Below are 23,119 nucleotides of genomic sequence, written 5' to 3'. Positions count from 1 at the left end.
GCGGGATGCCCCGTGCTCTCGCCGTCCTCGCGCTGTGCCTCGCGGTCCTCGCGGGGTGCGCCGACGCACCGGTCGCCGGTCCGGGCGCGGACCCCGACGCGGCGTTCCTGTCCGCGATGATCCCGCACCACGAGCAGGCCCTCGCGCTCACGGCGATGGTCGGCGGGCGGGGCGCCTCGCCGGGCCTGGAGGCGATCGCGCTGCGCATCGACCGCGCGCAGGTCGAGGAGGTCGGTCAGATGCAGGGGCTGGCGCGCGCCCGCGGGCTCGCGGTGACGGCGCACCACGGGGCGCACGCCATGTCCGGCATGGCCGAGCCCGCCACGCTCGCGACGCTGCCGACCCTGTGCGGTCCGGCCTTCGAGCGGCTCTGGCTGGAGACGATGATCCGCCACCACGAGGGCGCCGTGGCGATGGCGCGCGGCTACACCGGCACCGACGACACCCTAGGTCGCTTCGCGCAGGTGACCGTCGCGGCGCAGTCGGCCGAGATCGACGCGATGGAGCGGCTGCTCCACTAGCATCGCCGGGTCATGACGCTGCCGTCGCGGCCCGCGGTGCCGCTGCTGTTCGTCGAGGTCGAGGGCGTGCTGCGCAAGACGCCCGAGGACCTCGGGCGCCCGTGGCGCGGTCCGTTCGACATCGAGGTCTTCCCGGACGCCGTCGAGCGCCTGCGCCTGTGGAAGGGCGCGGGCGGCCGGATCATCGGCTTCAGCCAGCAGGGCGGTGTCGCGCTGGGGGAGACCGACGAGCAGACCGCGGTCCGCACGCTGTGGACCGTCCGCGAGCGGGCCGCCAACCTGCTCGACCACGTCGTGCTCTGCCCGCACCACCCCGACGCGGAGATGCCCGACCACTCCCGCTGCTGGTGTCGCCTGCCCAAGCCGGGGATGCTCATCGCCGGCCAGCACGAGGTGTCCCTGCGCCAGCAGGAGCGGTACCCGCTCTGGATGGCCCTGCTCGTCGCCCGCTCGCCCGAGGCGCACCAGGCGGCCGAGGACCTGGACCTCGACCACCTCGACGGCGACCGCTGGCGGCGCGACGGAGGGTCGTGAGCGCTCAGGTCGTGAAGCGCTGCTCCAGGTCGCGGATCTCGTCGAGCCCCTCGCGGGCGGCGAAGGCGTCCAGCCCGCCGATCTCGTCGAGCACGGCGGCCGGGGTGCCGTCGGCGCGCAGGCGGGCGAGCACCGCGCGCATCGCGGTGTCCGCGGCGAGCAGGGTGGAGACCGGGAAGAGCACGAGCGAGAACCCGAGCTCGGCGAGCCGCTCCTGGGACAGCGGGGGCGTGCGCCCGCCCTCGGCCCAGTTGAACAGCAGGCGGTGCCCCTTGAGCGCGGTCGCGACCGTCTCGATGGCCTCCTCGGAGGTGGGCGCCTCGACGAAGAGGATGTCGGCGCCGGCGTCGGCGAACCGCTTCGCGCGCTCGATCGCGGCGTCGAGCCCCTCGACGGCGGCCACGTCGGTGCGGGCGATGAGCACCATGTCGGGGTCGCTGCGCGCCTGGACGGCCGCGCGGATCTTCGCCTCCATGTCCTCGCACGGGACGACGACCTTGCCCGCGAGGTGCCCGCAGCGCTTGGGCATCACCTGGTCCTCGATGTGCAGCCCGGCGACGCCGGCCTGCTCGTACTCGCGGACCGTGCGGATGACGTTGATCGGGTTGCCGTAGCCGGTGTCGGCGTCGGCGATCAGCGGGATGTCGATCGCGGCGGCCATCCGGCGCGCGTTGTCGACCATCTCGGCCTGGCCGAGCAGCCCGATGTCGGGGCGGCCGAGCAGCGAGGCGGTGGTGCCGAAGCCGGTCATGTAGGCGACGTCGAACCCGGCCTGCTCCACCAGCCGCGCGGAGTGGGCGTCGAACGCCCCGGGCGCGAGCACCGGGCGCCCGGCGTCGAGCAGCTCGCGCAGGCGGACACGACGGTTGCCCGGACGGCTCAGCAGATCTCCCACGGCGCGCTCCTTGTGCACAACGGCGGACGGCTGGGAGCGATCGTGCCTTGTCGCGCTCGCCGGCGCACCCTACGTTGCGTACAACATCGAGGAGGCACGGTGACGACCACAGCGGAGCGACGCGGGGGCCGGGCCTCCGAGCGTGCGCTCGCCGACCTGCGCGAGGCCATCCTCGAGGGGGAGCTCCCGGCCGGCGCGCACCTCGGCGAGGTCGAGATCGCCGAGCGCCTCGGCCTCTCGCGGACCCCCGTGCGCGAGGCGCTGACCCGGCTCGCCTCCGAGGGGCTCGTCGAGCTCGAGGCCCACCGCGGCGCCCGCGTCACGCGGTTCTCGCGCGAGGACCTCGACGGCATCTTCGACGTGCGCCTCGCCCTGGAACCGCAGGCCACCGCCCGTGCCGCCGACCACGCCACGCCGGCCGACCTCGACGAGCTCGAGGCCCTCGCCGGGGCCATGCTCGCGGTCGGTGCCCCCGGTCCCGAGCAGGACCTCGACGCGCTGGTCGACCTCAACCGCGACTTCCACGCCCGCCTGCTCGCCCTCGCGCACGCCCCCGCGCTCGCGGCGGCGCTGGCGAACGTCGTGCACACGCCCGTCGTGACGCGGACGTTCCGCACGTACGACCCGGACTCGCTGGCGCGCAGCCTCGCCCACCACGCGGAGATCGTGGCGGCCCTGCGGGCCGGCGACGGCGACTGGGCGGGCGCGGTGATGCGCTGCCACCTCGGCAACGCGCGCGCGGTGATGGTGGGGGAGCGATGAGCAATCCGCACGGGGCCCCGTTCGCCGGCCGCGTGGGGTGGGGCGCGCGGCCCGGGCTGGTCGTCGTCGACCTCGTCCGCGCCTACGTCGAGCCCGACGGCCCCTTCTGGCTGGGCTCCACCGACGTGCTGGGGCCGGCCGAGGAGCTGGTCGCGACGGCGCGCTCGGCCGACGTCCCGGTGGTCTGGACGATCGTGCGCTTCGCCGCGGACATGGGTGACGCCGGCTTCTTCGCCGCCAAGGTGCCCTCGCTGGCCTGCTTCGCCGAGGACGCGCCCGGCGGGTGGGGCGAGCTGGCCCTGGCGCCGCGCGCGGGGGAGCCGGTGGTCGCGAAGCAGCACGCGTCGTCGTTCGCCGGCACGTCGCTGGCCGCGACCCTGCGCGCCCGCGGCGTCGACACCGTCGTCGTCGCGGGGGTGTCGACCTCGGGGTGCGTGCGCGCCACCGCCACCGACGCGCTCGCGGCGGGCTTCCGCCCGATCGTCGTGCGCGACGCCTGCGCCGACCGCACCGCGGCGCTGCACGACCAGAACCTCGCCGATCTCGATGCCAAGTACGCCGACGTCGTCGACCTGGCTGACGCGCTGAGCAACCTCGGAGGTCCCTGAATGCAGTACGGCGTCTTCATCCCCAACGCCACCAACGGCTACATCCTGTCGACCGGCAGCCCGCAGTACCGACCGAGCTTCGCCCACAACGTCGCCATCGCCCAGGAGTCGGAGAAGCAGGGACTGGACTTCCTGCTCTCGATGATGAAGCACCGCGGCTCGGGCGGGCCCAGCGACTTCTGGGGCGAGTGTCTCGAGTCGTTCACGCTGTTCGGCGGGCTCGCGGCGGTGACCGAGAAGATCGGGCTCTACCCGTCGGTGACGACGCTGGCCACGCACCCGATCATGGCCGCGCGGATGGTCGCGACCCTCGACGAGATGTCCGGTGGGCGCTGCGGGCTCAACATCGTCACCGGGTGGAACAAGCCCGAGTACACGCAGATGGGCCTCTGGCCCGGCGACGACTACTACAACCGCCGCTACGAGTTCGCCGCCGAGTACGTCCAGGTGCTGCGCGCGCTGTGGAGCGAGGGTCCGACGACCTTCCACGGCGAGTTCTTCGACTTCGACGAGGCCGACATGCGCCCGAAGCCGGTGCACACGCCGACCGTGGTGTGCGCGGGGCAGTCGCCGGCGGGCCAGGCGTTCACCGCCCGCTACGGCGACCGGAACTTCATCATGGCCGAGCGCTCGAAGGTCGGGTCGATCGCCGCGGGCGTGAAGGACCTCGGTGCGGGGGAGGGCCGCGACGTCGGCACCTTCGCGCTGTACTGCGTGATCGCCGAGGAGACCGACGAGGAGGCCGACCGGCTCTGCGACCACATCGTCGCGAACGCCGACCTCGAGGCGATCAGCTACATGACCACCGGCGCCTCGCTCGACACCAACCCCGACGGCACCTCCGCCCAGCTGCTCGCCTCGCTCGAGCGTCCGGCGGCCGAGGGGAACATGGCGTTCCTCTCGCTGCCGGTGATCAAGGGGAGCTACGAGCGCGTGGCGGCCCAGTTCGACGAGATCGCCGTGACCACGGGCGTCGACGGCGCGCTGCTGACCTGGCCCGACTTCGTCGACGGCGTCACCAAGTTCGGTGAGCGCGTCAAGCCGTTGCTCACGGAGGCAGCCCAGCCGCTGGCGCCTGCCTGAGCCGTCCGACCGAGGGAGCGAACGCGCCGTTCGCTGCGCTGGGAGCAGCGAACGGCGCGTTCGTTTCGTTCGTGGGTGCGCCGGAGGTCACGGCTCGGTCACGATCGTCCGCGGTCCGTGCCTCGCCCTCCCGCGTCGACCGGAACGACCGGTTCGTCGGCTCGACGGAGGTGAACGACAGGTGTATGCCGGGCACTGACGACCTCGTCGCGCCGCACCCCTCGGGCGACCGGGCCGCCTTCGTCGCCGAGCTGCGCGAGGAGCGTGATCGTCATGGGTGAGCGTCCGCTGTCCGACCGTCGTCGCCATCAGCACGCCGAGCTCGAGTGGGAGGTCCGCGGCTGGTCCGACCCGCCGGGCCACCGACCCGACGAGGAGGGCTGGCGCAGCCTCGGGTGGAGCGAGAGCCACGACGACGCCGTCGTGCTCGCGCGGGCCCTCACCATGGCGGGCCAGGTCGAGTACGCCGAGGTCTGGGGGCCGTGCGAGGAGGCCACCCCGGGCCGCACGCGGGTCTGCGAGCGCTTCCCGGAGCCCGACGCCGAGGAGCGCCGGGCCCTGTGGCTGCGCGCGGCCGCCGAGCACTACACCGACGGGATCGACCTGCCGCGCCGCACCACGGTCTGAGCGCTACCCGAACGTCCCGAGCCGCGCGAGGTCGAACCCCTCGGGGTAGGAGCGGACCTCGCGCAGGTCGGCGACCGTGACCATCGCGCGCCGCGGGGGCAGGCGGCCCTCGACGAGCGCCCGCGCGCGCATCCCCGCGTGCGCGGCCGCCCGCTCGGCGCGCGTCGGCACGGGGTAGCGCAGCGCGCGCAGCAGGTGCGGGTCCATGAGGCACGTGGTCAGCCGGCGCGCCACCGCGCCGGGCAGGGCACGGAACGGCGGGAACGTCGAGAGCAGGCCCAGCGTCGCGTCGGCGACCTCGCGCCCGCCGTCGGTGTACGCGAAGCGGGCGGCCTCGTAGCCGTCGAGCAGCGCCGCGAAGCCGGCCTCGTCGTCGGGCACGTCGCGGATGCCCATGTGCCGGGCCAGCGTCCGGTAGTGGGCGACGGCCGCGGCACGCTCGTGCGGGTGCAGCGGGCGCCACCCGAAGGCGTCGAGCCAGCGCAGCGGGGTGACGAAGGTGGCGAGCACGTAGCGCATGTCGTCGTGGCCGATGCCCCAGCGGCGGTGCATCTGGTTCATCCGCCGGATCGCGGTGCGCGAGTCCGGGTCGTCGAAGCCGCGGTCGACGGTGGCGCCGAGCAGCAGGACGGTGTCGTCGTAGCCCGCCCACCGACGGCACCGCGTAGGTGCGGAACAGGGCGAGGCCCAGCGCCTGGCGCACGTCCCACGGGAACTCGATCCCGACCGTGATCCGGTGGATCTCCTCGGCCTCCTCCGGCGTGGCCGGGTCGAGCGCGGCGATGCGCCGCAGCCAGGCGTGACGGTCCACGGTCGCCCCCTCGGGAACGTAACAAATCCTATGTTCGCTGGAACATAGGAGCTGCTACGTTCGCTCGGCAAGGGGGTGGTGGCGTGACGGTGACCAACCGCGAGGGCTTCTTCGACGCCGCGATGACGCTGCTCGCGCGTCGGGGCCGCTCCGGGCTGCGACTGGCCGCGCTGTGCCGGGCCGTCGGGGTGACGAGCGGGTCGTTCTACCACCACTTCGGCGGGTGGGACGGCTTCGTCGACGCGCTGCTCGAGCACTGGGAGGCCGTCGACACGCACCGCCTCGCCGAGATCGCCGCCCGCGAGCCCGACCCCGAGGGCCGGCTCGACGTCCTCAAGCACCTCGCGCTGACCTTCCCGCACGAGGCCGAGACCGCGATCCGCTCGTGGGCGCACGGCGACCCGCGCGTGGCGGTCGTGCAGGAGCGGGTCGACGGGCAGCGCCGGCGCGTGGTCCTCGACGCCCTCGTCGCCGCCGACGTCGAGCAGGAGCGCGCCGGTCGCCTCGCCGACCTCGCCCTCGCGGTGCTCATTGGGCGTCAGCAGCGCCTGGGCACCACCGACGTCGGCGAGCTGCTGGCGCTGTTCGACGAGCTGACCGCGCTCACCGCGAGCGAGGCGTCCATCGCGGGTCGTGGAGCATCTCGACGAAGTTCGGGTTGTTGAGCGCGCCCTGGCGCGCCGTGCGGACGAGGGCGATGGCCTCGTGGGGATCCTGGCCACCGCGGATCAGGGCGGCCGCCGAGAGCAGGCCCGACCGGTTGATGCCCGCCGCGCAGTGGATGAGCACGCGCTTGCCGTCGTTGCGCATGTCGTCGACGAGGTCGGCGAGGCCGCGCAGCGTCGTGAAGTCGGGCGCCGGGCCGTCCTCGATGATCCAGTGGAGGTAGAACTCGACGTCCTCGAGCGGCGGGGCGGCGCCGTGCAGGTCGAACACGGCGTCCCAGTGCTCGCCCGGCTCCGGGCTCCCGGACTGCCAAATCCCCGGCACGATCTCGTGCGGCGGCCATGGGGGTGGCTCCTCGTCGAGATCGTCTCGCAGGTGTGCCGCGACGTACCCGTCGCCCCGCAGATCGTCCACCGGAGGTCCTCCCCGCCGTGCCCGTGTCCCTGTCCATCCTGGCGACCCGCCGGTCGGCCCGCAGCGCGTCACGCGGGCCGGACGGCCGCGGCGAACGCCCGCGCGGTCGCGGTCGGCGCCACCTGCGCCGACCACGCCAGGACGATCGGCAGCGGCGCGGGCTCCTCGGCGATCGCCACCGCGACCACCTCCTCGCGCCGCCCCGCCTCCGGATCGGCCTGGGCGAGCACGGTGAAACCCAGCCCCTGCCCGACGAGCGCCCGCGCGGTCTCGGCGTTCGCCGTGCGGTAGCGCACGCGGGGTGACAGGCCGGCGCCGAGGCAGACGCCGAGCGCGTGCTCGGAGCTCGGCGGCAGGTCGAGCAGCACCATCGGCTCGCCGGCCAGGTCGGCGAGCGCGACCGGCGCGGTGCCGTGCAGCAGCCGGTGCCCGCGGGGGAGCACGAGGTGGGGGGTGTTCGCCGAGAGCGGGGTGAGCTCCAGGGCCGGGTCGAGGCGGTGGTCGTAGAGCACGGCGACGTCCAGTTCGCCCTCGAGCAGGCCCCGGACCAGCAGGTCCTGCGAGCGCTCGAGGAACTCGACGCGCGCCCGCGGGTGGTCGGCGGTGAAGCGGCCGATCGCCGCGGGCAGCAGGCCGGGCGCGAGGGTCGTGTAGCAGCCGACGCGGACGGTGCCCGCGACCTCGCCGGGGTCGCCGGCCGCCGCGTCGGCGAGCTCGCCGGCCTCGCGCAGCAGCCGGCGCGCCCGGCGCAGCGTCTCCTGGCCCGCGGGCGTCAGGCGGATGCCGTGGGCGCGGCGCCGCACGGTGAGCTGCGCGCCGAGCGAGCGCTCGAGCTCGTCGAGGGCCAGCGAGAGCGCCGACGCCGACACGTGCAGCGTCGCCGACGCGCCGGCGAGCGTCCCCGCCTCGGCCACCGCGACGAAGTAGGTGAGCTGCCGGAGCGAATACGCAGGATTGCTCATGTATCAGCCCACATACCTGAACTTTACAAGGGTTGTGGCCTGGCGCACGGTGGTCGCATGACCACCACGCTCGACGGCTCGGCCCCGCCGCGCCGCACCTACGACGTCGGCGCGAGCGACGAGATCGCCGAGCGCGGCCGCCTCGTCGTCACCCTCGGGGAGGGGGCCGACGCCGTCACCGTCGGCGTCTTCCGCTTCCGCGGGCGCCTCCACGCCTACGAGAACCGGTGCGCGCACCAGGGCGGCCCGGCCTGCCAGGGCCGGATCGTCTCGCGGGTGCGCGAGCGCCTCGACGACGCACAGCGCAGCCTCGGCCTCGCGTTCGAGGACGACTCCATGCACATCGTCTGCCCCTGGCACGGCTTCGAGTACGACGTCACCACCGGCCGCCATCCCGGCCGGCCCGACTACGCGCTGCGCCCGGTGACGGTCGGCGAGGAGGGCGGGCGGATCCGTGTCTCGGTCTGAGCGCGCCACCCGCATCACCGCGCTGGTCGACGAGCTGACCACCGAGGTCGACGCCGGCCTCGGCGACGGGGCGATCGCGGCCCTCGACCCGGATGTCGCGCGGCGCCTCGTCGCGGTCGCCGCGCGCCTCTACGCCGTCGGCGTCGAGGAGGACGCGCAGCCGGTGCGCGGGACGGACATGACCCCCACCGAGTCGGTCGTCCTCGCCACCGCCGCGCTCAAGGCGCACGACCTCAACCCCTTCGACCTCGCCCTGTGGTTCTCGAGGACACGCAGCGATCAGGGGAGCACGCCGATAGGGGAGCTGGACCAGCGATGAGGAGCACGTCATGACCATCGACGACGGGGTGCGTCGCCTGCCCACGCAGGAGATCACCACCCACACCGACAGCCGCGAGATCCTCGCGAACGCCGCCCGCGACACCGAGCGCTACGGCCTCGACGAGTACTTCATCGTCGACGTCGACTCCCACCACGTGGAGCTCGACTCGTGGCCGGAGATCCTCGAGTACCTGGACTCCCCGGTGCTCAAGGACACCGCGCACCAGATGATGCGCAACTGGCCGCAGGCCTCCCACCTGGCCCTGCACAACCACCCGCCCGGGCTGACCATGCAGGACGTCTCCGGGCGCATCCCGCACCAGGCCTCACTGGCCGAGGAGACCCCCGGCGCCGCCTCGGGCGCCGAGCGCGACGTGACGCTGGTGCGCCGGGCGATGGACGCGATGAGCATCGACCTGCAGGTCGTCTTCCCGCAGCCGATGCTCGAGACGGGCCTGCACCCGCAGCCGCAGGTCGCGAGCGCGCTGCTGCAGGCCTACAACCGCTGGTTCACCAGCCAGATCCTGCCGCGCGAGCCGCGGGTCAGGACGATGCTCGGCCTGCCCTTCGAGGACCCCGACGCGTGCCTGGCCACCGTCGAGGAGTTCGCCGACCACCCCGGCGTGATCGGTTTCCTCGTCACCAGCCAGCGCCACGCGGGCGTGCACCGGAACGCCTACATGCCGCTCTACCGGATGCTCGAGGAGCGCGGGCTGCCGATCGGCTTCCACGCCGGGCCCAACCAGGCCGACTCGATGACGTCGACGATGAACCGCTTCCTCTCGGCGCACGCCATGAGCTTCGTGACCTGCAACATGACCCACATGACCAACTGGGTCATCAACGGGATCCCCGAGCGGTTCCCCGGGCTCAAGACGATCTGGATCGAGAGCGGGCTCGCGTGGGTGCCGTTCATGATGCAGCGGCTCGACCACGAGTACTACATGCGCCAGTCCGACGCCCCGCTGCTGACCAAGCCGCCGTCGCACTACATGCGCGAGATGTACTACACGTCGCAGCCGATGGAGTGGACCGACGACGCGCTGCTCGAGGCGACGCTGCGCGCGATCGATGCCCCGAACTCGTTGATGTACTCGTCGGACTGGCCGCACTGGGACTTCGACGTCCCCGGTCGCATCGCCTCGCTGCCGTTCCTCGACGACCACGCGAAACGCAACATTCTCGGCGAGACCGCGCGCAAGGTCTTCGGCCTCTGACGCACCACCGGTGCGAGCGATGCGGCATCGCTGGCATGTGACGCCAGGATCGCCACACGCTCGCGGACGCGACACGCCGGCTGCGTCCGAGTGCCCGGTTCGGTGTGTTCCCGGACGCCGTCGGCGTGTCGGCGTGCCCGGCCTCCCGTTCGGCGCCCCGGACAGGTCCCGGGGTGGCTCGATCGAGGTTGGTGAGGCTAGCCTTCCTCGCATTCGGGCGATCGGGAGGTGAGCGCGTGGCGAGGATGGCGGTGCTGCCGGGCCTGCGCGTGACCGGGTCGTCGCAGCTCACGCCCCGGATGCGACGCGTCACGCTGGGCGGCGACGCGCTGCACTCGGTCGAACCGATGGCTCCGGGCGCGCACGTCCGCCTGCTCTTCGGCGACCCCGGGGCGGACGTGACCCTGCCGGTCGCCGGGCCGTCGGGTCTCGTCTGGCCCGCGGACCGTCCGCGGCCCTACGCGCGCAGCATGACGCTGCGCCGCCTCGACACCGCCCGCGGCGAGATGACCATCGACATCGCGCTGCACGGCGACTCGGCGGCCGGCCGCTGGGCCTGCGCCGCCCGCCCCGGCGACCCCGTCGGCGTCGTTGGCCCCGGCGGCGGCTGGACACCTCCCGCCGACGCCCGCGCGGTCCTGATCGCCGGCGACGAGGCCGCGCTGCCGGCGATCGCCGCGCTGCACGAGGCCCTGCCGGCCGAGCTGGAGGTCCGCACGGTCGTCGAGGTCGCCGAGCCCGACGACGAGCTGGCCCTCGCGCGGCCCGTCACCTGGGTGCACCGGACGCTCGGCGGCACGCTCGAGGAGGCCGTGCGCGGATGCGCGGTCACCGCCGGCGTCGCCGCCTGGGTCGCGGGGGAGGGGCACGCGGTCAAGGCGATCCGCGAGCACCTGCGCCTCGACCGCGGCCTGGCCCGCAGCCACTGCCACGCGATCCGCTACTGGACGCGCGGCCGGTCGCACGAGGACTCCGACGCGACGTTCGGCGCCGCCCGCGCCGAGGCCGCCCGCCGGGGCATCGACCTCGTCACCACCCAGGACGTCCACGAGATGAGCTACGAGCTCATGACCGGCGGTTTCCGGCTCCCGGCGGTCTGACCCGACGTCGCCCACATGATCGCCGCCCGTCTCGGGCAGACTCCCGACACCGGGCGGGACGAGGCGAGGAGTGGCGGGTGGCCGACGAGGGCGAGCTGATCGCCGATCGCTACCGCGTCCTGGCGCGCGTCGGGCAGGGCGCGATGGGTGTCGTGTGGCGCGCCGAGGACGAGCGGCTGCGCCGGGAGGTCGCGCTCAAGCAGGTCTCGCTGCCGGCCGGCGCCGACGAGCAGGCCCGCGAGCAGGCCCACCGCCGCGTCTTCCGCGAGGGCCGGATGATCGCCCGCCTGCACCACCCGCACGCGATCGCCGTGTACGACGTCGTCGAGCACGCCGGCGGGCCGTGGCTCGTCATGGAGTACCTCGAGTCGCGCAGCCTCGCCGAGGTCCTCGCCGCCGAGGGGCCGCTGGCGCCCGACCGCGTGGCCCGCGTCGGCCGCCAGGTGGCCGACGCGCTCGCCGCCGCGCACGAGGCCGGGATCGTGCACCGCGACGTCAAGCCCGGCAACGTGCTGCTCGCCGCGGACGGGCGGGCGAAGGTCACCGACTTCGGCATCGCCCGCGCCGTCGACGACGTCACCCTCACCTCGACCGGGATGATGGCCGGCACCCCGGCCTACCTGGCCCCCGAGGTCGCGCGCGGCGGCACCGCCGACTTCCGCTCCGACGTCTACTCGCTCGGGTCGACGCTCTACGCCGCGCTCGAGGGCGCGCCGCCGTTCGGGTCCGGCGACAACCCCCTCGCCGTGCTGCACCGCGTCGCGTCCGGGGAGTACGCGCCGCCGGAGCGTCGCGGGCCGGTGTCCGGGCTGGTCGAGGCGCTGCTGCGGCCGCGGCCCGAGGAGCGCCCGACGATGGAGCGGCTCCGCGACGACCTCGCCGCCCTCGTGTCCGCGGAGGCCGGCACCGAGGAGGGGCCGGTGACGCCGATCCTGGCCCGCCCCGACGCGGCGCCGACCGCGCCAGCCGCGCCGTCACCTGCTCCCGCACCGGCTCCCGCACCGGCCCCGGCACCCGTCGCCGCGGCACCCCGCCCCGTCGCGGCCGTGGGGCCCGGGTCCGCCCCGGATCCGCCGCCGGCCGCCCCGGACACCCGTCCGGCCACGACGGCGCCGGTCGCCGAGAGCGCACCCGCCGCCGCGCCGGACGTCGAGGAGGCCCGCGGGCGGCGCTGGCCGTGGGTGGTGGCGGTGGCCGCGGTGCTCGCCGTGGTCGTGACGATCGCGGTGGTCGCCCTGCTCGGCACCCCGGGCGGGCGGCCGGGCGCCTCGGTGCCGGGGAGCACGGCGACGCCGCAGGCCGGGGACGAGGGCGCGCCGAGCGCGGGCGGGTCGACCGCGGGCGGGAGCGGCGGCGGATCGGGCACGCTGGCCGGCAGCCCCGAGGACCAGGCACGCCAGCAGGCCGTGATCGACTACTACGCCCTGATCCCGACCCGGCTCGACGAGGGCTGGCAGCGGCTCACGCCGTCGTTCCAGCAGGGCACCGCGGGCGGCTTCGACGGCTACCGCGGCTTCTGGAGCACGATCGAGCAGGTCACGGTGCGCGGGGTGTCGCCCGCCGGGGGCGACGAGGTCGACGCGACCGTGACCTACCGCTACGCCGACGGGCGCGAGGTCGACGAGCGCACCGTCTTCCGGCTGGTCGAGTCCGACGGCATCTGGAAGATCGACGGGCAGCGCCAGGGGAGCTAGCCGTCCTCCGGGGCGAGGAAGACGCGCTCCGGGTGCGGGTGGCGCAGGAAGTCGTGGTGGGAGATGTCCCAGCCGTAGGCGCCCGCCGCCTCGAACACGACGACGTCGCCGGCGCGCAGGCGCTCGACGGGCGCGCGGGCGAGCGTGTCCTTCGGCGTGCAGAGCTCCCCGCAGATCGTGACCTCCTCGCCGGCGACCTCCGGGCGCGGGCGGCCCGCCGGCCACGCGTCGGCGGGCACGACGTGGAACGGGTGGCTGTGCGCCCATGACGAGGGCAGCCGGAAGTGGTGGTTGCCGCCGCGCACCAGGGCGTGGGCCTGCCCGTGGATGTGCTTCACGTCGAGCACCTCGGCGGCGTAGACGCCGCAGCGCGCGACCAGGAATCGCCCGCACTCGAAGTCGACCTCGCGCCAATGGGTGGGGAAGGTGCTCAGCAGGTCGTGCAGGCCGCGGCAGAACGCCGGCCAGTCGAAGGGCGTGTCGAGCGCGGCGTAGTCGACGCCGATGCCGCCGCCGACGTTCACGACCTCCGCCCGCACCCCGAAGCGCTCCTCCCAGGCCAGCACGGCGTCGCGGTAGTGGCCGAGCATCGTCAGGTGGGTGGCGGGGTCGAGGTTGTTCGACAGCGAGTGCAGGTGGAAGCCGGCGAGGCGCACGCCCGGCAGGTCGGCGACGGCGGCGATCGCCTCGGGCAGGGCGGACTCGTCGATCCCGAACTGCGTCGGTCGCCCGGCCATCGCGATCGTGGCCGCCGGGAACGGGCCGGCGAGGTTGACGCGCAGGAGGACCTCGGCGGTCGTGCCCGCGGCCGTCGCGGCGTCGGACAGCCGGTGCAGCCCGAGCGCGCTCTCGACGTGGAAGCGCGTGACGCCGGCCGCGACGCCCGCGGCGAGCTCGGTGTCGGTGGGCACCGGGCCGCCCATGAGCACCGACGCGTCCGGGGCGGCGTCGCCGACCACCCGCAGCTCGCCGCCCGACGCGACCTCGAACCCGGCGACGATCCCGTCGAGCGCCGCGACCACACGCTCGTCGGAGTTCGCCTTGACCGCGTAGAACATGCGGCACCGGTCGGGCAGGGCGGCGACGACCGCCTTCGCGTGCTCCTGCAGCGCGCGCAGGTCGTAGGAGAACAGGCACACCGGCTCCGGACCGTCGACCGCGTCCGCGATCACCTGGGCATGTGAGCGAAATTCCCGGCAATAGCCGGGAATTTCGCTCACACGGGACCGGAAGGCGCGGACGGCCAGGGAGCGCTCCTCGCCGAGGACGACGTCGGTGACGCCGCGGGCCTGCCAGCGGGCGTGGTCGGCGGGGACGCGGGGGATCGCGCAGAACCGCACGCCGTGGCGCGCGCACGCGGCGTGCACCTGGTCGACGGCCGCGCGCACGTGAGGGTGCCGCGTCTGCCACGGGACCCCGAGCGACTGGGACAGGTCGGCGGCGCCCTCGAGCACCATGTCCAGCCCGGGCGTGGTGACGATCTCGTCGATGACCTCGAGCGCCTCGGCGTCCTCGATCATGGCGACGACGCTGACGCGCCGGTTGGCCTGCGCCACGTGCGTCGCGAGCTCCGTGCGGCCGTGGCCGACCATGCGCCCCGAGTTCAGCGACCGCAGACCCTCAGGGGCGTAGCGCGCGGCGCGCACGACGGCCTCGACGTCGGCGCGGCACCGCACGTGCGGGACGACGATCCCCGTCGCGCCGGCGTCGAGGACCCGCAGCACGAATCCCGGGTCGTGCTCGGGCACGCGCACCCACGGCGCCACCCCGGACACCTCGGCGGCGCGGATCATCTCCTGGAGGGTGTCCGGGGAGACCAGCGCGTGCTCGGCGTCGAGGATCGCCACGTCGTACCCGGCGGCGCCGACCATCTCGACCAGCGCGGGCGACGGCGTCGCCACGAAGAGCCCGTTCACGTGGCGGCAGTCTGCCCGACCCCACCTGTGTGCTCTTCTGGGCCGTCGCGCAGGAGATCACGCACGCATTAGGACGCGAACCACCCCGACGGGGCCAGGGCCCCGCCCTCGACGAGGTGCGGGACGTGGTGGTCGCTGTACACGCGCGCGATCAGCTCGCGGCGGCTGCGCACGCCGACCTTCGTGAAGATCTTCTTGAGGTGGTCCTGCACCGTGTAGGCCGAGAGGTGCAGGCGGGCCGCGACGTCCGCGGTGTCGACCCCGGCCAAGACCAGGGCGACGACGTCGCGCTCCCGTCCGGTCAGCCCGTAGGACGCGACGATCAGCGGGATCACCTCGGGCGGGCGGGCGTCCTCGAGGGTGACGACGACGTCGGTGCCGGAGCCGTCGCGGCGCAGCAGTGGCGAGGCGTGCGCGACCAGCCAGCGCCCCGTCCGCGAGCGCAGCCGGGCCCGGGGCACGGCGGCGGTGGGGTCGGACGCGCGCCGCCGGGCCGCGCCGACGATCGCGCACACCACCTAGGGCAGCGGGGAGTCGCCGAGCGGCCCGCCGCCGAGGTCGGCGATGCGCGCCTCGGCGCCGACGTTGGCCTGCACCACCTCGTCGTCGGCGCCCACCACGAGCACCGCGGGGCATCCGGCGTCGCCCGCGGCGGCGAGGTCCACCGCGCCCGCCACGAGCCCGCTGCGCATCCCGCGCCCGAACCCGGGCGCCACCGAGCTCACGAACTCCTGCTCGGCGAGCGTGAACGTCCGCCCGCCCTGGTGGAACAGCGCGAGCCCGCCCCAGGTCGCCCCGTCCGCGGCGAGGCCCGCGCGCAGCTCGTCGGAGTAGTCCCAGATCGGCGCGAACATCTCGGCGTAGCGCCGCGAGCGGATCGGGTCGCCGCCGGTCTCGGCGCCGAGCGTGGCCACCGCGCCCGGCCGGCGGGACACGGCGCGGAAGTCGTAGACGTCGTCGACCTCGTACTCGTGGTACGACCACTGCAGGTCGTGATCGTCGTCGACGTCGCCCCACTTCACGGTGGCCGTGACGCGACCCGCACCACCCCGAGAGGACGCACCATGACCACGTCGATCACCGCCCCCGCCCTCGTCCGCCCCGAGGACCCGGCCTACGCCGCCGCCGTCGCCCCGTTCGTCACCACGACGGCGCCACGCCCCGACCTGGTCGTGGAGGCCCGCAGTCCCGCCGACGTCGTCGCGGCGGTCGGATGGGCCCGCGAGGAGGGGCGCGCGGTGACCGTCCAGGCCACCGGGCACCAGCTCCTCGCCGACCTCGCCGGCTCCGTGCTGATCTCCACCCGTCACCTCGACGACGTCCGCGTCGACCCCCTCACCTGCACCGCCGTGGTCGGCGGCGGCGCCCGGTGGCAGCAGGTGATCGCCGCCGCGGTGCCGCACGGGCTCGCGCCGGTCTGCGGCTCGTCCTCGCACGTCGGCGTCGTCGGGTTCTGCCTCGGCGGCGGCCACGGCCCGCTCTCGCGCGCGTTCGGCGCGGGCGCCGACCAGGTCCGCCGCGTCCCCATCGTCACCGCCGACGGCGTCGAGCGCGACGTCGACGCCACCCACGAGCCCGACCTGTTCGACGCCCTGCGCGGCGGCAAGACCGGGTTCGGCGTGGTCACCGAGATGGAGATCGCCCTGCACCCCGTGGCCCGGCTCTACGGCGGCGGGATCTTCTTCCCGGGCGAGGCGTCGCCACAGCTGCTGCACGCCTGGCGGGAGTGGGTGGCCACCCTGCCCGACGACGCGACGAGCTCGGTCGCCCTGCTGCGCCTGCCGCCGGACCCCTCGCTGCCGCCGCCGTTGCAGGGCGCGTTCGTGACGCACCTGCGCTTCACCTTCCTGGGCACCGCCGCGGAGGGGGCCGCGCTGCTCGCCCCGATGCGGGCGGTGGCCACGCCGATCGCCGACATGGTCGACGAGATGCCGTTCGCGGCGATCGACGCGGTGCACGCCGACCCGACCGACCCGATGCCGATCTGGGACGACTCGGCGACGCTGGGCGCCCTGCCGGCCGAGGCCGTCGACGCGCTGCTCGCCGTCGCCGGGCCGGGCGTCGACACTTCGCTGGTCATGGCGGAGCTCCGCCATCTGGGCGGGGCGATCGCGCGCCGTCCCGGACGCGGGCACGACGCCGTGGCCGGCCGGGACGCGGCGTTCAACCTCTACGCCCTGGCGCCGATGGTCCCGCCGGTCGCGGCGATCGCCCCGGCGGCGGCGCGCGGTGCGGTCGACGCGGTGCGTCCGTGGGCGACCGGCGGCCTGCCGAACTTCCAGGGCCCGGCCGCCGGTGGACGCCTCGGCGCGCTCTGGGACGACGCGACGGCGGCCTTCCTGGCCGGCGTGCGCGAGCAGTACGACCCGGCCGGCATGTTCCGGACGGTAGGGCTCCTCGGCTGACCGTCGTACGTGAGTGAACTTCGGGGTTATAGCCCCGAACTTCGCTCACATGGCGAGGGGGTTCGAGAGGGCGTGCTCGCGGAGCTCGGTGTCGGGCCAGAGGCGGCGGGTCGTGAGCTTCTCGATCGCGACCGTCGGCGCGAAGACGTCGAACACCGCCAGCCGCGCCGCGAACCCCGGGTGCCGGGCGGCGTGGCCCCGGACCGCCCGCGCCGCGACCGCCCAGAACTCCTCCTCGGCGAACCCGTACTCGCCGGCCAGCAGGTACGCGATCTCGGCGAGGTTCACGAAGCACAGGCAGTCGAGCAGGAACCCCGTCACCTGCGCCGGGTCGGAGGTCTCCAGGAACGAGTTCGCGTTCGGGTGGTCGGCCGGCGGGGCCTCGAGCGCCGGCCCCGGCGCGGCGAGCAGGTCCCGGGAGAAGCGCACCCCGTCGTGGAAGTCCTTGAGCGCCACGCGCGTCGGCAGTCCGCCGGAGTGCACGAGCAGCATGTTCTGCGCGTGGGCCTCGAGCGCCACGCCGTGCACGACGAGCAGGTGCACCAGCGGCAGCACGGCGGCGGTGACCAGCCGCTCCGTCCACGCCCGCGCCCCCTGCGTCCGGATCCACGGGTCGACCAGGGGCACGCCGTCGGTGGAGCGCGAGGTCAGCCCCGGGAACGGCACCGCCCGCTCGGCCGGGTGCAGGTGCGGGTGCAGGCTCTCCCGCCAGATCGCGCCGAGCCCCGGTTCGACGCTGACGCCGAGGAGCTCGCGCAGGACGATCACGCGCGCCTTCTCCGCGAGGACGGGGTCGGAGGCCACGAGCCCGGCCAGCCAGTCGGAGATCGGGGCGGCGTTGCGCACGGTGTGCGGCGCGAGCCCCCGCGACGTCGACGTGTTCGTGATCGCCAGCGGCAGCTTCACCGACGGCGCCGCCGGGACGTCGACGCGCGCGAGCGTCCGGATCGACGCCTGGGGCCGGTACGCGGCGCCGGAGCCCGCCACCCGCAGCGCCCCGGACGCCAGCGCGTCCGCGTGCGTGACCGCCACGTGGTGGTCCCACTGCCACGGGTGCACGGGGACGCCGACGCGCCCCGCCGGCGCGCTCCACACCGACGCCGGGTCGAGCCCCGCCGACCCGACGACCCACACCAGCGCCGGGTCGGCGTCGAGCAGCACCGGGTGCACGGTCGGCGCGAACTCCGGGCTGTAGGCGAGCAGGTCGCCGACCCCGAACCCGATCCGCGACTTGTACGCCGGGTGGTAGCGGTGCCCGTCGGCGGTCAGCGCCTCGAGCACGTCGTGCCCGGCGTCCGGGTCGAGCGGACCCGCCGGACGTCCGTGCTGAGCCAGCGCGTCCCCGAGCACCGTCGCCGCGAGCTCCCGGCCCAGCCGCGCCCGGCACGCCGGATCGGCGCGCACCGGCGCCTCGGCGAGGAACTCCCCGGGCGTCACCGGCGCCCCCGACCGCGTCACCGGGGACGTCAGCCGCACCCGCCCGAACGACGGGGTGCGGACGAACGTCAGCGCGAACGGGCCCGCGCGCGTGCCGGGCCCGCCGTCGCCGTCGACCTCCACCGCGTCCTCGAGCACCAGTGACTCGACGAGCTGGGTCAGGACGCGCTCGCGGACCGGCCCGGCCGCCCTCAGCGCCGCGACGACGTCGCTCATCGCACCGCCCGCAACGGGTTCGGCACGCGCACGACCCCTGCGGGCATGCTCGTGCCCCGCGACGGCCCGCGCTCGAGCAGCGGGCGCAGCACGGAGCGGTAGGGCCAGGTCTCGGCGTCGAGCAGCACGGCCTGCAGTGTGCTGCGCACGACCGGCGTGCGCGTGGCGTCGACCGCGTCCTCCACCGCCCGGCGGATCCCCGCCCACCAGTGCGCCTCGGGGCGTCCCGTCGCCCGGACCTGCGCGTCGACCACCCCGCCGAGCCCCACCTCGAGCGCCAGCGTCGCGAAGAACCCGATCAGCGCGCCGGGGGTGTCGAGCCGCAACGACTGCGTGCCGCCGGGCGAGAGCCGGTACGCGGGGTCGGGCACCGAGAGCCAGCGCGGGTGCACGCGCACGGCGTCGTGGTCGCGCAGCACGACCCGCGCGACCCGCTCGCCGGACAGGTCCAGCAGCACGTTCTGCCCGTGCATCTCGGGCAGGACTCCGTGGCGCAGGAACCCGATCCCGGCCCCGACGACGGCCTCGACGACGGACCCGAACAGCTCCGCCGACGCGCCGCCCCACGCCAGGGCGCCCAGCGGCACCCGGCGCGTCCCGGCGGGCGGGGGCAGCCGGCGCAGGGCGGCGGCGAGGTGCCCGGGACGGTCGTGGAACTCGTCGCCGCCGTCGGGCGCCGCGAACCCCGACCACGACGTCTCGTCGGCGACGGCGACGCGCGCGGCCAGGTCGGGGTCGGCGGCGAGCACGCGCCGCAGGACCTGCTCGCCGCGCTGCCCGTGGTCCAGCGAGCGCGCCCCGAGCAGCCGCGCCGACCCGAGCGTCGTCACCCCCAGCGGCAGCTTGAGGTGCCGCCCGTCGCCGAGGTCGAGGGTGCGCAGCGACGCGGTCGCGACCCCCGCGCCGACCCCGCGCGCCAGCGGGACGACGACTCCCTCGGCGAGCTCGCGGGCGAACGCCGCGGGCAGCACGTGCTCGCGGTCGAACGGGTGCACGGGCAGCGCCTCGTAGCCTTCCGGGGCCTGCGGGGCCTCCGGGGCCTCACCGACACCGAGAGCGGAACGACCGTGCCGCAGGTGGTCCGACCGCACCGCCACCCAGTCCAGCGGGACCCGGCACCCCGGGCCCCATCGGTCGAGGTCAGCCCGCGTCCAGCCGCCGACGGCCCGCGCGGTGGGGTGGAACGGGCGCCCGCGGGCGGCGGCGCGCTCCTCGCCGGAGGCTCCGGGGTCGAGGACCGTGTGCTCGACGGCGGTCGTGAGGTCCCGGGCCACGGCGTCGAGGTGCGGCGCGCCCGGGGCGAGCAGCGCCACCACCTCGGCGGGGTCGGTGACCTCGCGCAGCGCCGTCCCGACCGACACCGGCCCCACGAGCACCGGCCCGTCGGCGTAGCGCGTGCGCTGCACGACCCCGCCCGGGCGCGCGCACCACGCGATGCAGCCGCCGTCGGCGAGCCGGTGCCGCACCCACGTGCCGGGGCGCCCCTCGGGCCCGGGGCCGAGCGAGGCCGACGCCAGGCCGGCGACGTCCTCGGCGACCGCGGCGTCGAGCAGGTCGCGCAGGACGAGCGTGCGGGCGTCGGTCACCGGACGCGCCGAGCCCGTGCCCGGTCGAGCCACGCGTCGTCCCACACGCGGTCGAGGTAGCGGTCCCCGCGGTCGGGGAAGATCGCGACGATCCGCGCCGGCGGGGTCACGTCGCGCACGACCCGGCGCACGGCGGTGACGACGGCGCCCGTCGAGCCGCCCGCGAAGATCGCCTCGCTGGCCAGCAGCTCGCGGCACGCCTCGGCGGCGGTGGCGTCGTCGACGGACTCGACGCGGTCGATCTCGGCGGGGGAGTGCAGCTCGGGGACCCGGCTCGACCCGAGACCGGGCAGCTCGCGCCGCCCGCCGGGGCCCCCGAAGATCACCGAGCCGACGGCGTCGGCGGCGACGACCTCGAGCGGGTCGCACACCTCCCGCAGCCGGCGCGCGCAGCCCAGCAGGCTGCCGGTGGTCGACACCGCGCCGACGAGGTGCGTCGGCGGGAGGACCACCGCGTCGGCGATCTCGGCGCCCGTGCCGTGGTAGTGCGCCAGCCAGTTGCGGTCGTTGGCGTACTGGTTGATCCACACGGTGTCGGGCGTCGTCGCGAGGATCTCGTGCACCCGCGCGAGCCGGGTGTGCAGGTAGCCGCCCGCCTCGTCGGGCTCGTCGACGGTCTCCACGTCGGCGCCGAGCCCTCGCATGATCGCCACGTTGGCGGGGCTCGCGTGCGGGTCGACGACGCACGTGAACGCCAGCCCGTGCAGCCGGGCGACCATCGCGACGGCGACCCCGAAGTTGCCGGAGCTCGACTCGACCAGGCGGCTGCCCGGCGGGATCGACCCGTCCGCGAGCCCGCTGCCCACGATGTAGCGCGCCGAGCGGTCCTTCATGCTGCCGCCCGGGTTCATCAGCTCGAGCTTGGCGAGCACCTCCACCCCGGGCTGGGGGAACAGCCGGCCGAGCTGCACCAGGGGCGTCGTCCCGACGGCGCCGAGCACCGAGTCGTGGACGGCGAGCCCGGCCCGGTCATCCGAGAAGTCACCGGCGGGGCCCGGACGGGGCCCACGGGCGAGGGTCACTCACACCTCCGTCGCGACGCGGCTGGGCCGGGGTGGGGACCTCGTGCGGCGGTCCCGCCCCGACCCAGGCAACCCTAACCACGCGGAGGGGCGTGCCGATCGGGTGATCGGGAGGGGCGGTGGTCAGCCCGCGTTGTCGGGGACGTCCGAGGCCTTGACCTGGCCCCATCCGTGCCAGCGGTCCACCTCGATCCACGCCGCGACGCGTGCGCGGTCACGGATGGGGTAGGGCTCGCCGGTGTAGTGCTTCGCGGCGCGGTCGATGATCGCGAGGTCGGTGTCGTCGGCCCACTCGACCACGCGGCCCTGGATGCTGACGTGGGTGTACCAGTCGTCCTCGGCGAGGATGGTGATCGAGGCCCGCGGGTCGTTGCGCAGGTACTCGACGCGCTTGCGCTGGGCGTCCATGTTCACCAGCACCCGGCCGTCGTCCCAGAGGTACCAGGTGGCGACCGAAACGGGCTGGCCGTCGCCGCGGACCGACGTGATGACGCTGGGGTTGGGGCGGGCCAGCAGCTGCTGGACCTCGTCGGGCAGCGGGGGCTTCGGCATGGCGTGGTCCTCTCGACGGGTGTCGTGCGCGGGGGGAGGGTGCTCGGTGGGCGCCCGTTCCACACCGGCTCAGGCCTCGACGCACTCCGGCGCCGCGTGGCGACGGGCGCGCAGGACGAGTGCCCGCGTCACGACCGCGATCACACCCAGGGCGACGACGACCAGCCCGTAGGCCTCGGCGACCGGCCGCAGGCCGACCCGGACCGTCGCCATCCCCGCGATCACCGCGGGCACGCTGAACGCGGTGTAGGCGATCGTGTAGGCGACGGCCATCAGCTCGCCGCGGTTCTCGGGTGCCGCGATGCGGGCGAGCGTGCCGAAGCAGGCGAGCGACGCCGACCCGAACCCGAGCCCGGCGACGACCGTGCCCACCACGCTCGTGAGGGGCGAGCCGAGCACCAGGCCGCTGAGCGTGATCAGCGTGCCCGCGGCGAGCAGCCCGCCCGCCGGCGCGAGCAGCGACTCGGGGGTGCGGCGGAACGCGACCACCGCGGTCGCGGCGCCCACCCCGCAGAGCAGGGTGACGACGACGCCACCGACGACGTGGCTGCGCAGCCCCAGGAGCTCTGCGGCCACCGACGGGCCCAGCGAGAGGTAGAGCCCGCCCAGCGCCCAGCTCGCCGCGAGGACGGGGGTGATGGCGAGGACGTCGGTCCGCAGGCCGGCGGGGATGCGCACGCGCGGGCGCAGCGAGGCGAGGGCGCCCGACCGTCGCGCCGCGGTCTCGGGCAGGACGGCGAGCACCACGGCGACGACGGCGAACCCGGCGAGCAGCACGATCCACACCAGGCGCGTCGGGGCCGGCGCGTACTCCACGAGCAGCCCGCAGCCCAGCGCGCCGAGCGCGAGGCCGATCAGCGGCGTCGCGGCGTTCGCGAGGCCCGCCCGGCGCGGGTGCAGGTCGACCAGGGTCGCGGCCATCGCGGTGATCGCCGCGCCGGTCGCCGCGCCCTGCACCGCCCGGGCCACGAGCAGCATCGTCACGCTCGTCGCGACGAGGAACAGGACCACTGCCGCCGTCTGCACCACCAGCGCGACGGCGAGCACGGGACGGCGTCCGACGTGGTCGGACAGCCCGCCGACCACCAGCAACGAGGCCAGCAGGAACAGCACGTAGACCGCGAAGACCACCGTCAGCGTCGCGGCCGAGAAGCCCCACTGCGCCTGGTAGACGACGTAGAGCGGGGACGGCACGCTCGAGGCGGCCAGGAAGAGCACGACGACCCCGGCCACCGCGGCGAACAGCCGGCCGCGGCGGACGGGGTCGAGGGCGTCGGCGGGTGCGCTCACTCCGGAGGTCAA

25 protein-coding genes are annotated in these 23,119 nt (G+C 75.2%); 13 read left to right on the top strand and 12 right to left on the bottom strand.

From position 1 onward, the window contains the following. The first annotated feature begins 5 nt into the window (after nucleotides 1-5). Both PHK61_RS16120 and PHK61_RS16115 read left to right on the top strand, forming a co-directional pair. Nucleotides 6-521, top strand: a complete 516-nt coding sequence (locus tag PHK61_RS16120; RefSeq protein ID WP_274282011.1) for a DUF305 domain-containing protein — start codon at nucleotides 6-8, stop codon at nucleotides 519-521. 12 nt (nucleotides 522-533) lie between these two features. Beyond that, nucleotides 534-1,055, top strand: coding sequence for an HAD family hydrolase (locus tag PHK61_RS16115; RefSeq protein WP_274282010.1), 522 nt, complete (start codon nucleotides 534-536; stop codon nucleotides 1,053-1,055). A 4-nt stretch (nucleotides 1,056-1,059) separates the two neighbouring features. On the opposite strand, the gene PHK61_RS16110 is transcribed toward PHK61_RS16115, so the two are convergent. Next, a complete protein-coding gene (locus tag PHK61_RS16110) occupies nucleotides 1,060-1,950 on the bottom strand; it encodes an isocitrate lyase/PEP mutase family protein (RefSeq protein ID WP_274282009.1) in 891 nt (296 codons plus the stop codon). A gap of 99 nt (nucleotides 1,951-2,049) precedes the next feature. Between PHK61_RS16110 and PHK61_RS16105 the strand changes: the two genes are divergently transcribed. The 4 genes from PHK61_RS16105 (at nucleotide 2,050) to PHK61_RS16090 (ending at nucleotide 5,030) form a co-directional block, all read left to right on the top strand. Then, nucleotides 2,050-2,712, top strand: coding sequence for a GntR family transcriptional regulator (locus PHK61_RS16105; protein WP_274282008.1), 663 nt, complete (start codon nucleotides 2,050-2,052; stop codon nucleotides 2,710-2,712). Beyond that, on the top strand, nucleotides 2,709-3,320 hold the full coding sequence (locus PHK61_RS16100; RefSeq protein WP_274282007.1) for an isochorismatase family protein: 612 nt from the start codon (nucleotides 2,709-2,711) through the stop codon (nucleotides 3,318-3,320). Before PHK61_RS16105 ends, PHK61_RS16100 begins: the two co-directional genes overlap by 4 nt. Further along, nucleotides 3,321-4,403: an LLM class flavin-dependent oxidoreductase gene (locus PHK61_RS16095; RefSeq protein ID WP_274282006.1), complete on the top strand. Its 1,083-nt coding sequence runs from the start codon at nucleotides 3,321-3,323 to the stop codon at nucleotides 4,401-4,403. A 273-nt stretch (nucleotides 4,404-4,676) separates the two neighbouring features. After that, nucleotides 4,677-5,030: a hypothetical protein gene (locus PHK61_RS16090; RefSeq protein ID WP_274282005.1), complete on the top strand. Its 354-nt coding sequence runs from the start codon at nucleotides 4,677-4,679 to the stop codon at nucleotides 5,028-5,030. A gap of 3 nt (nucleotides 5,031-5,033) precedes the next feature. On the opposite strand, the gene PHK61_RS32060 is transcribed toward PHK61_RS16090, so the two are convergent. Then, on the bottom strand, nucleotides 5,034-5,591 hold the full coding sequence (locus tag PHK61_RS32060) for an oxygenase MpaB family protein (RefSeq protein ID WP_420791398.1): 558 nt from the start codon (nucleotides 5,589-5,591) through the stop codon (nucleotides 5,034-5,036). Between the two features lie 333 nt (nucleotides 5,592-5,924). Between PHK61_RS32060 and PHK61_RS16080 the strand changes: the two genes are divergently transcribed. After that, on the top strand, nucleotides 5,925-6,506 hold the full coding sequence (locus PHK61_RS16080) for a TetR/AcrR family transcriptional regulator (protein WP_274282003.1): 582 nt from the start codon (nucleotides 5,925-5,927) through the stop codon (nucleotides 6,504-6,506). On the opposite strand, the gene PHK61_RS16075 is transcribed toward PHK61_RS16080, so the two are convergent. Further along, nucleotides 6,445-6,921 carry a protein-tyrosine phosphatase family protein gene (locus tag PHK61_RS16075; protein WP_274282002.1) on the bottom strand — a complete coding sequence of 159 codons (477 nt, stop codon included), beginning with the start codon at nucleotides 6,919-6,921 and terminating at the stop codon, nucleotides 6,445-6,447. The genes PHK61_RS16080 and PHK61_RS16075 overlap by 62 nt on opposite strands. Before the next feature lie 68 nt (nucleotides 6,922-6,989). Next, a complete protein-coding gene (locus PHK61_RS16070; RefSeq protein WP_274282001.1) occupies nucleotides 6,990-7,883 on the bottom strand; it encodes a LysR family transcriptional regulator in 894 nt (297 codons plus the stop codon). A 57-nt stretch (nucleotides 7,884-7,940) separates the two neighbouring features. Here PHK61_RS16070 and PHK61_RS16065 point away from each other — a divergent pair, with 57 nt between their 5' ends. From PHK61_RS16065 to PHK61_RS16045, 5 genes are all read left to right on the top strand, one after another. Then, the gene (locus PHK61_RS16065; RefSeq protein WP_274282000.1) at nucleotides 7,941-8,351 is read left to right on the top strand and encodes a Rieske (2Fe-2S) protein; all 411 of its coding nucleotides are present in this window, start codon (nucleotides 7,941-7,943) and stop codon (nucleotides 8,349-8,351) included. Continuing rightward, a complete protein-coding gene (locus PHK61_RS16060; protein ID WP_274281999.1) occupies nucleotides 8,338-8,670 on the top strand; it encodes a hypothetical protein in 333 nt (110 codons plus the stop codon). Before PHK61_RS16065 ends, PHK61_RS16060 begins: the two co-directional genes overlap by 14 nt. A gap of 10 nt (nucleotides 8,671-8,680) precedes the next feature. Then, the gene (locus PHK61_RS16055; protein ID WP_274281998.1) at nucleotides 8,681-9,889 is read left to right on the top strand and encodes an amidohydrolase family protein; all 1,209 of its coding nucleotides are present in this window, start codon (nucleotides 8,681-8,683) and stop codon (nucleotides 9,887-9,889) included. A gap of 245 nt (nucleotides 9,890-10,134) precedes the next feature. Further along, nucleotides 10,135-10,989 (top strand): siderophore-interacting protein, encoded by an 855-nt coding sequence (locus PHK61_RS16050; protein ID WP_274282048.1) that lies wholly within the window; start codon nucleotides 10,135-10,137, stop codon nucleotides 10,987-10,989. A gap of 77 nt (nucleotides 10,990-11,066) precedes the next feature. Next, nucleotides 11,067-12,683, top strand: coding sequence for a serine/threonine-protein kinase (locus PHK61_RS16045; protein WP_274281997.1), 1,617 nt, complete (start codon nucleotides 11,067-11,069; stop codon nucleotides 12,681-12,683). Here the strand turns inward: PHK61_RS16045 and PHK61_RS16040 are convergent. From PHK61_RS16040 to PHK61_RS16030, 3 genes are all read right to left on the bottom strand, one after another. Next, on the bottom strand, nucleotides 12,680-14,599 hold the full coding sequence (locus PHK61_RS16040) for an aldolase/citrate lyase family protein (RefSeq protein ID WP_274281996.1): 1,920 nt from the start codon (nucleotides 14,597-14,599) through the stop codon (nucleotides 12,680-12,682). The genes PHK61_RS16045 and PHK61_RS16040 overlap by 4 nt on opposite strands. 68 nt (nucleotides 14,600-14,667) lie before the next feature. Continuing rightward, nucleotides 14,668-15,117 carry a response regulator transcription factor gene (locus PHK61_RS16035; protein ID WP_274281995.1) on the bottom strand — a complete coding sequence of 150 codons (450 nt, stop codon included), beginning with the start codon at nucleotides 15,115-15,117 and terminating at the stop codon, nucleotides 14,668-14,670. Next, on the bottom strand, nucleotides 15,118-15,621 hold the full coding sequence (locus PHK61_RS16030; protein ID WP_274281994.1) for a hypothetical protein: 504 nt from the start codon (nucleotides 15,619-15,621) through the stop codon (nucleotides 15,118-15,120). A 42-nt stretch (nucleotides 15,622-15,663) separates the two neighbouring features. On the opposite strand from PHK61_RS16030, the gene PHK61_RS16025 reads away from it, so the two are divergent. Beyond that, nucleotides 15,664-17,004, top strand: a complete 1,341-nt coding sequence (locus tag PHK61_RS16025; RefSeq protein ID WP_274281993.1) for an FAD-binding oxidoreductase — start codon at nucleotides 15,664-15,666, stop codon at nucleotides 17,002-17,004. Between the two features lie 45 nt (nucleotides 17,005-17,049). Here the strand turns inward: PHK61_RS16025 and PHK61_RS16020 are convergent, their stop codons facing one another. The 5 genes from PHK61_RS16020 to PHK61_RS16000 form a co-directional block, all read right to left on the bottom strand. Continuing rightward, entirely contained in the window at nucleotides 17,050-18,657 is a 1,608-nt protein-coding gene (locus tag PHK61_RS16020) for an IucA/IucC family protein (protein WP_274281992.1), read from the bottom strand. Further along, complete coding sequence (locus PHK61_RS16015; RefSeq protein WP_274281991.1) at nucleotides 18,654-20,276, bottom strand: IucA/IucC family protein; 1,623 nt, start codon at nucleotides 20,274-20,276, stop codon at nucleotides 18,654-18,656. The genes PHK61_RS16020 and PHK61_RS16015 overlap by 4 nt, the downstream gene beginning before the upstream one ends. Further along, a complete protein-coding gene (gene sbnA, locus PHK61_RS16010) occupies nucleotides 20,240-21,265 on the bottom strand; it encodes a 2,3-diaminopropionate biosynthesis protein SbnA (RefSeq protein WP_274281990.1) in 1,026 nt (341 codons plus the stop codon). The genes PHK61_RS16015 and sbnA overlap by 37 nt, the downstream gene beginning before the upstream one ends. A gap of 123 nt (nucleotides 21,266-21,388) precedes the next feature. Then, on the bottom strand, nucleotides 21,389-21,817 hold the full coding sequence (locus PHK61_RS16005) for a TIGR03618 family F420-dependent PPOX class oxidoreductase (RefSeq protein ID WP_274281989.1): 429 nt from the start codon (nucleotides 21,815-21,817) through the stop codon (nucleotides 21,389-21,391). Nucleotides 21,818-21,886: 69 nt separating this feature from the next. Continuing rightward, nucleotides 21,887-23,107, bottom strand: coding sequence for an MFS transporter (locus PHK61_RS16000; RefSeq protein ID WP_274281988.1), 1,221 nt, complete (start codon nucleotides 23,105-23,107; stop codon nucleotides 21,887-21,889). Nucleotides 23,108-23,119: the final 12 nt, after the last annotated feature.

Source organism: Actinomycetospora lutea (assembly GCF_028737205.1).
GTDB classification, from domain to species: domain Bacteria; phylum Actinomycetota; class Actinomycetes; order Mycobacteriales; family Pseudonocardiaceae; genus Actinomycetospora; species Actinomycetospora lutea.
Note: the sequence above shows the minus strand (reverse complement) of the source record. Positions and strands in the feature narration are given on the sequence as shown.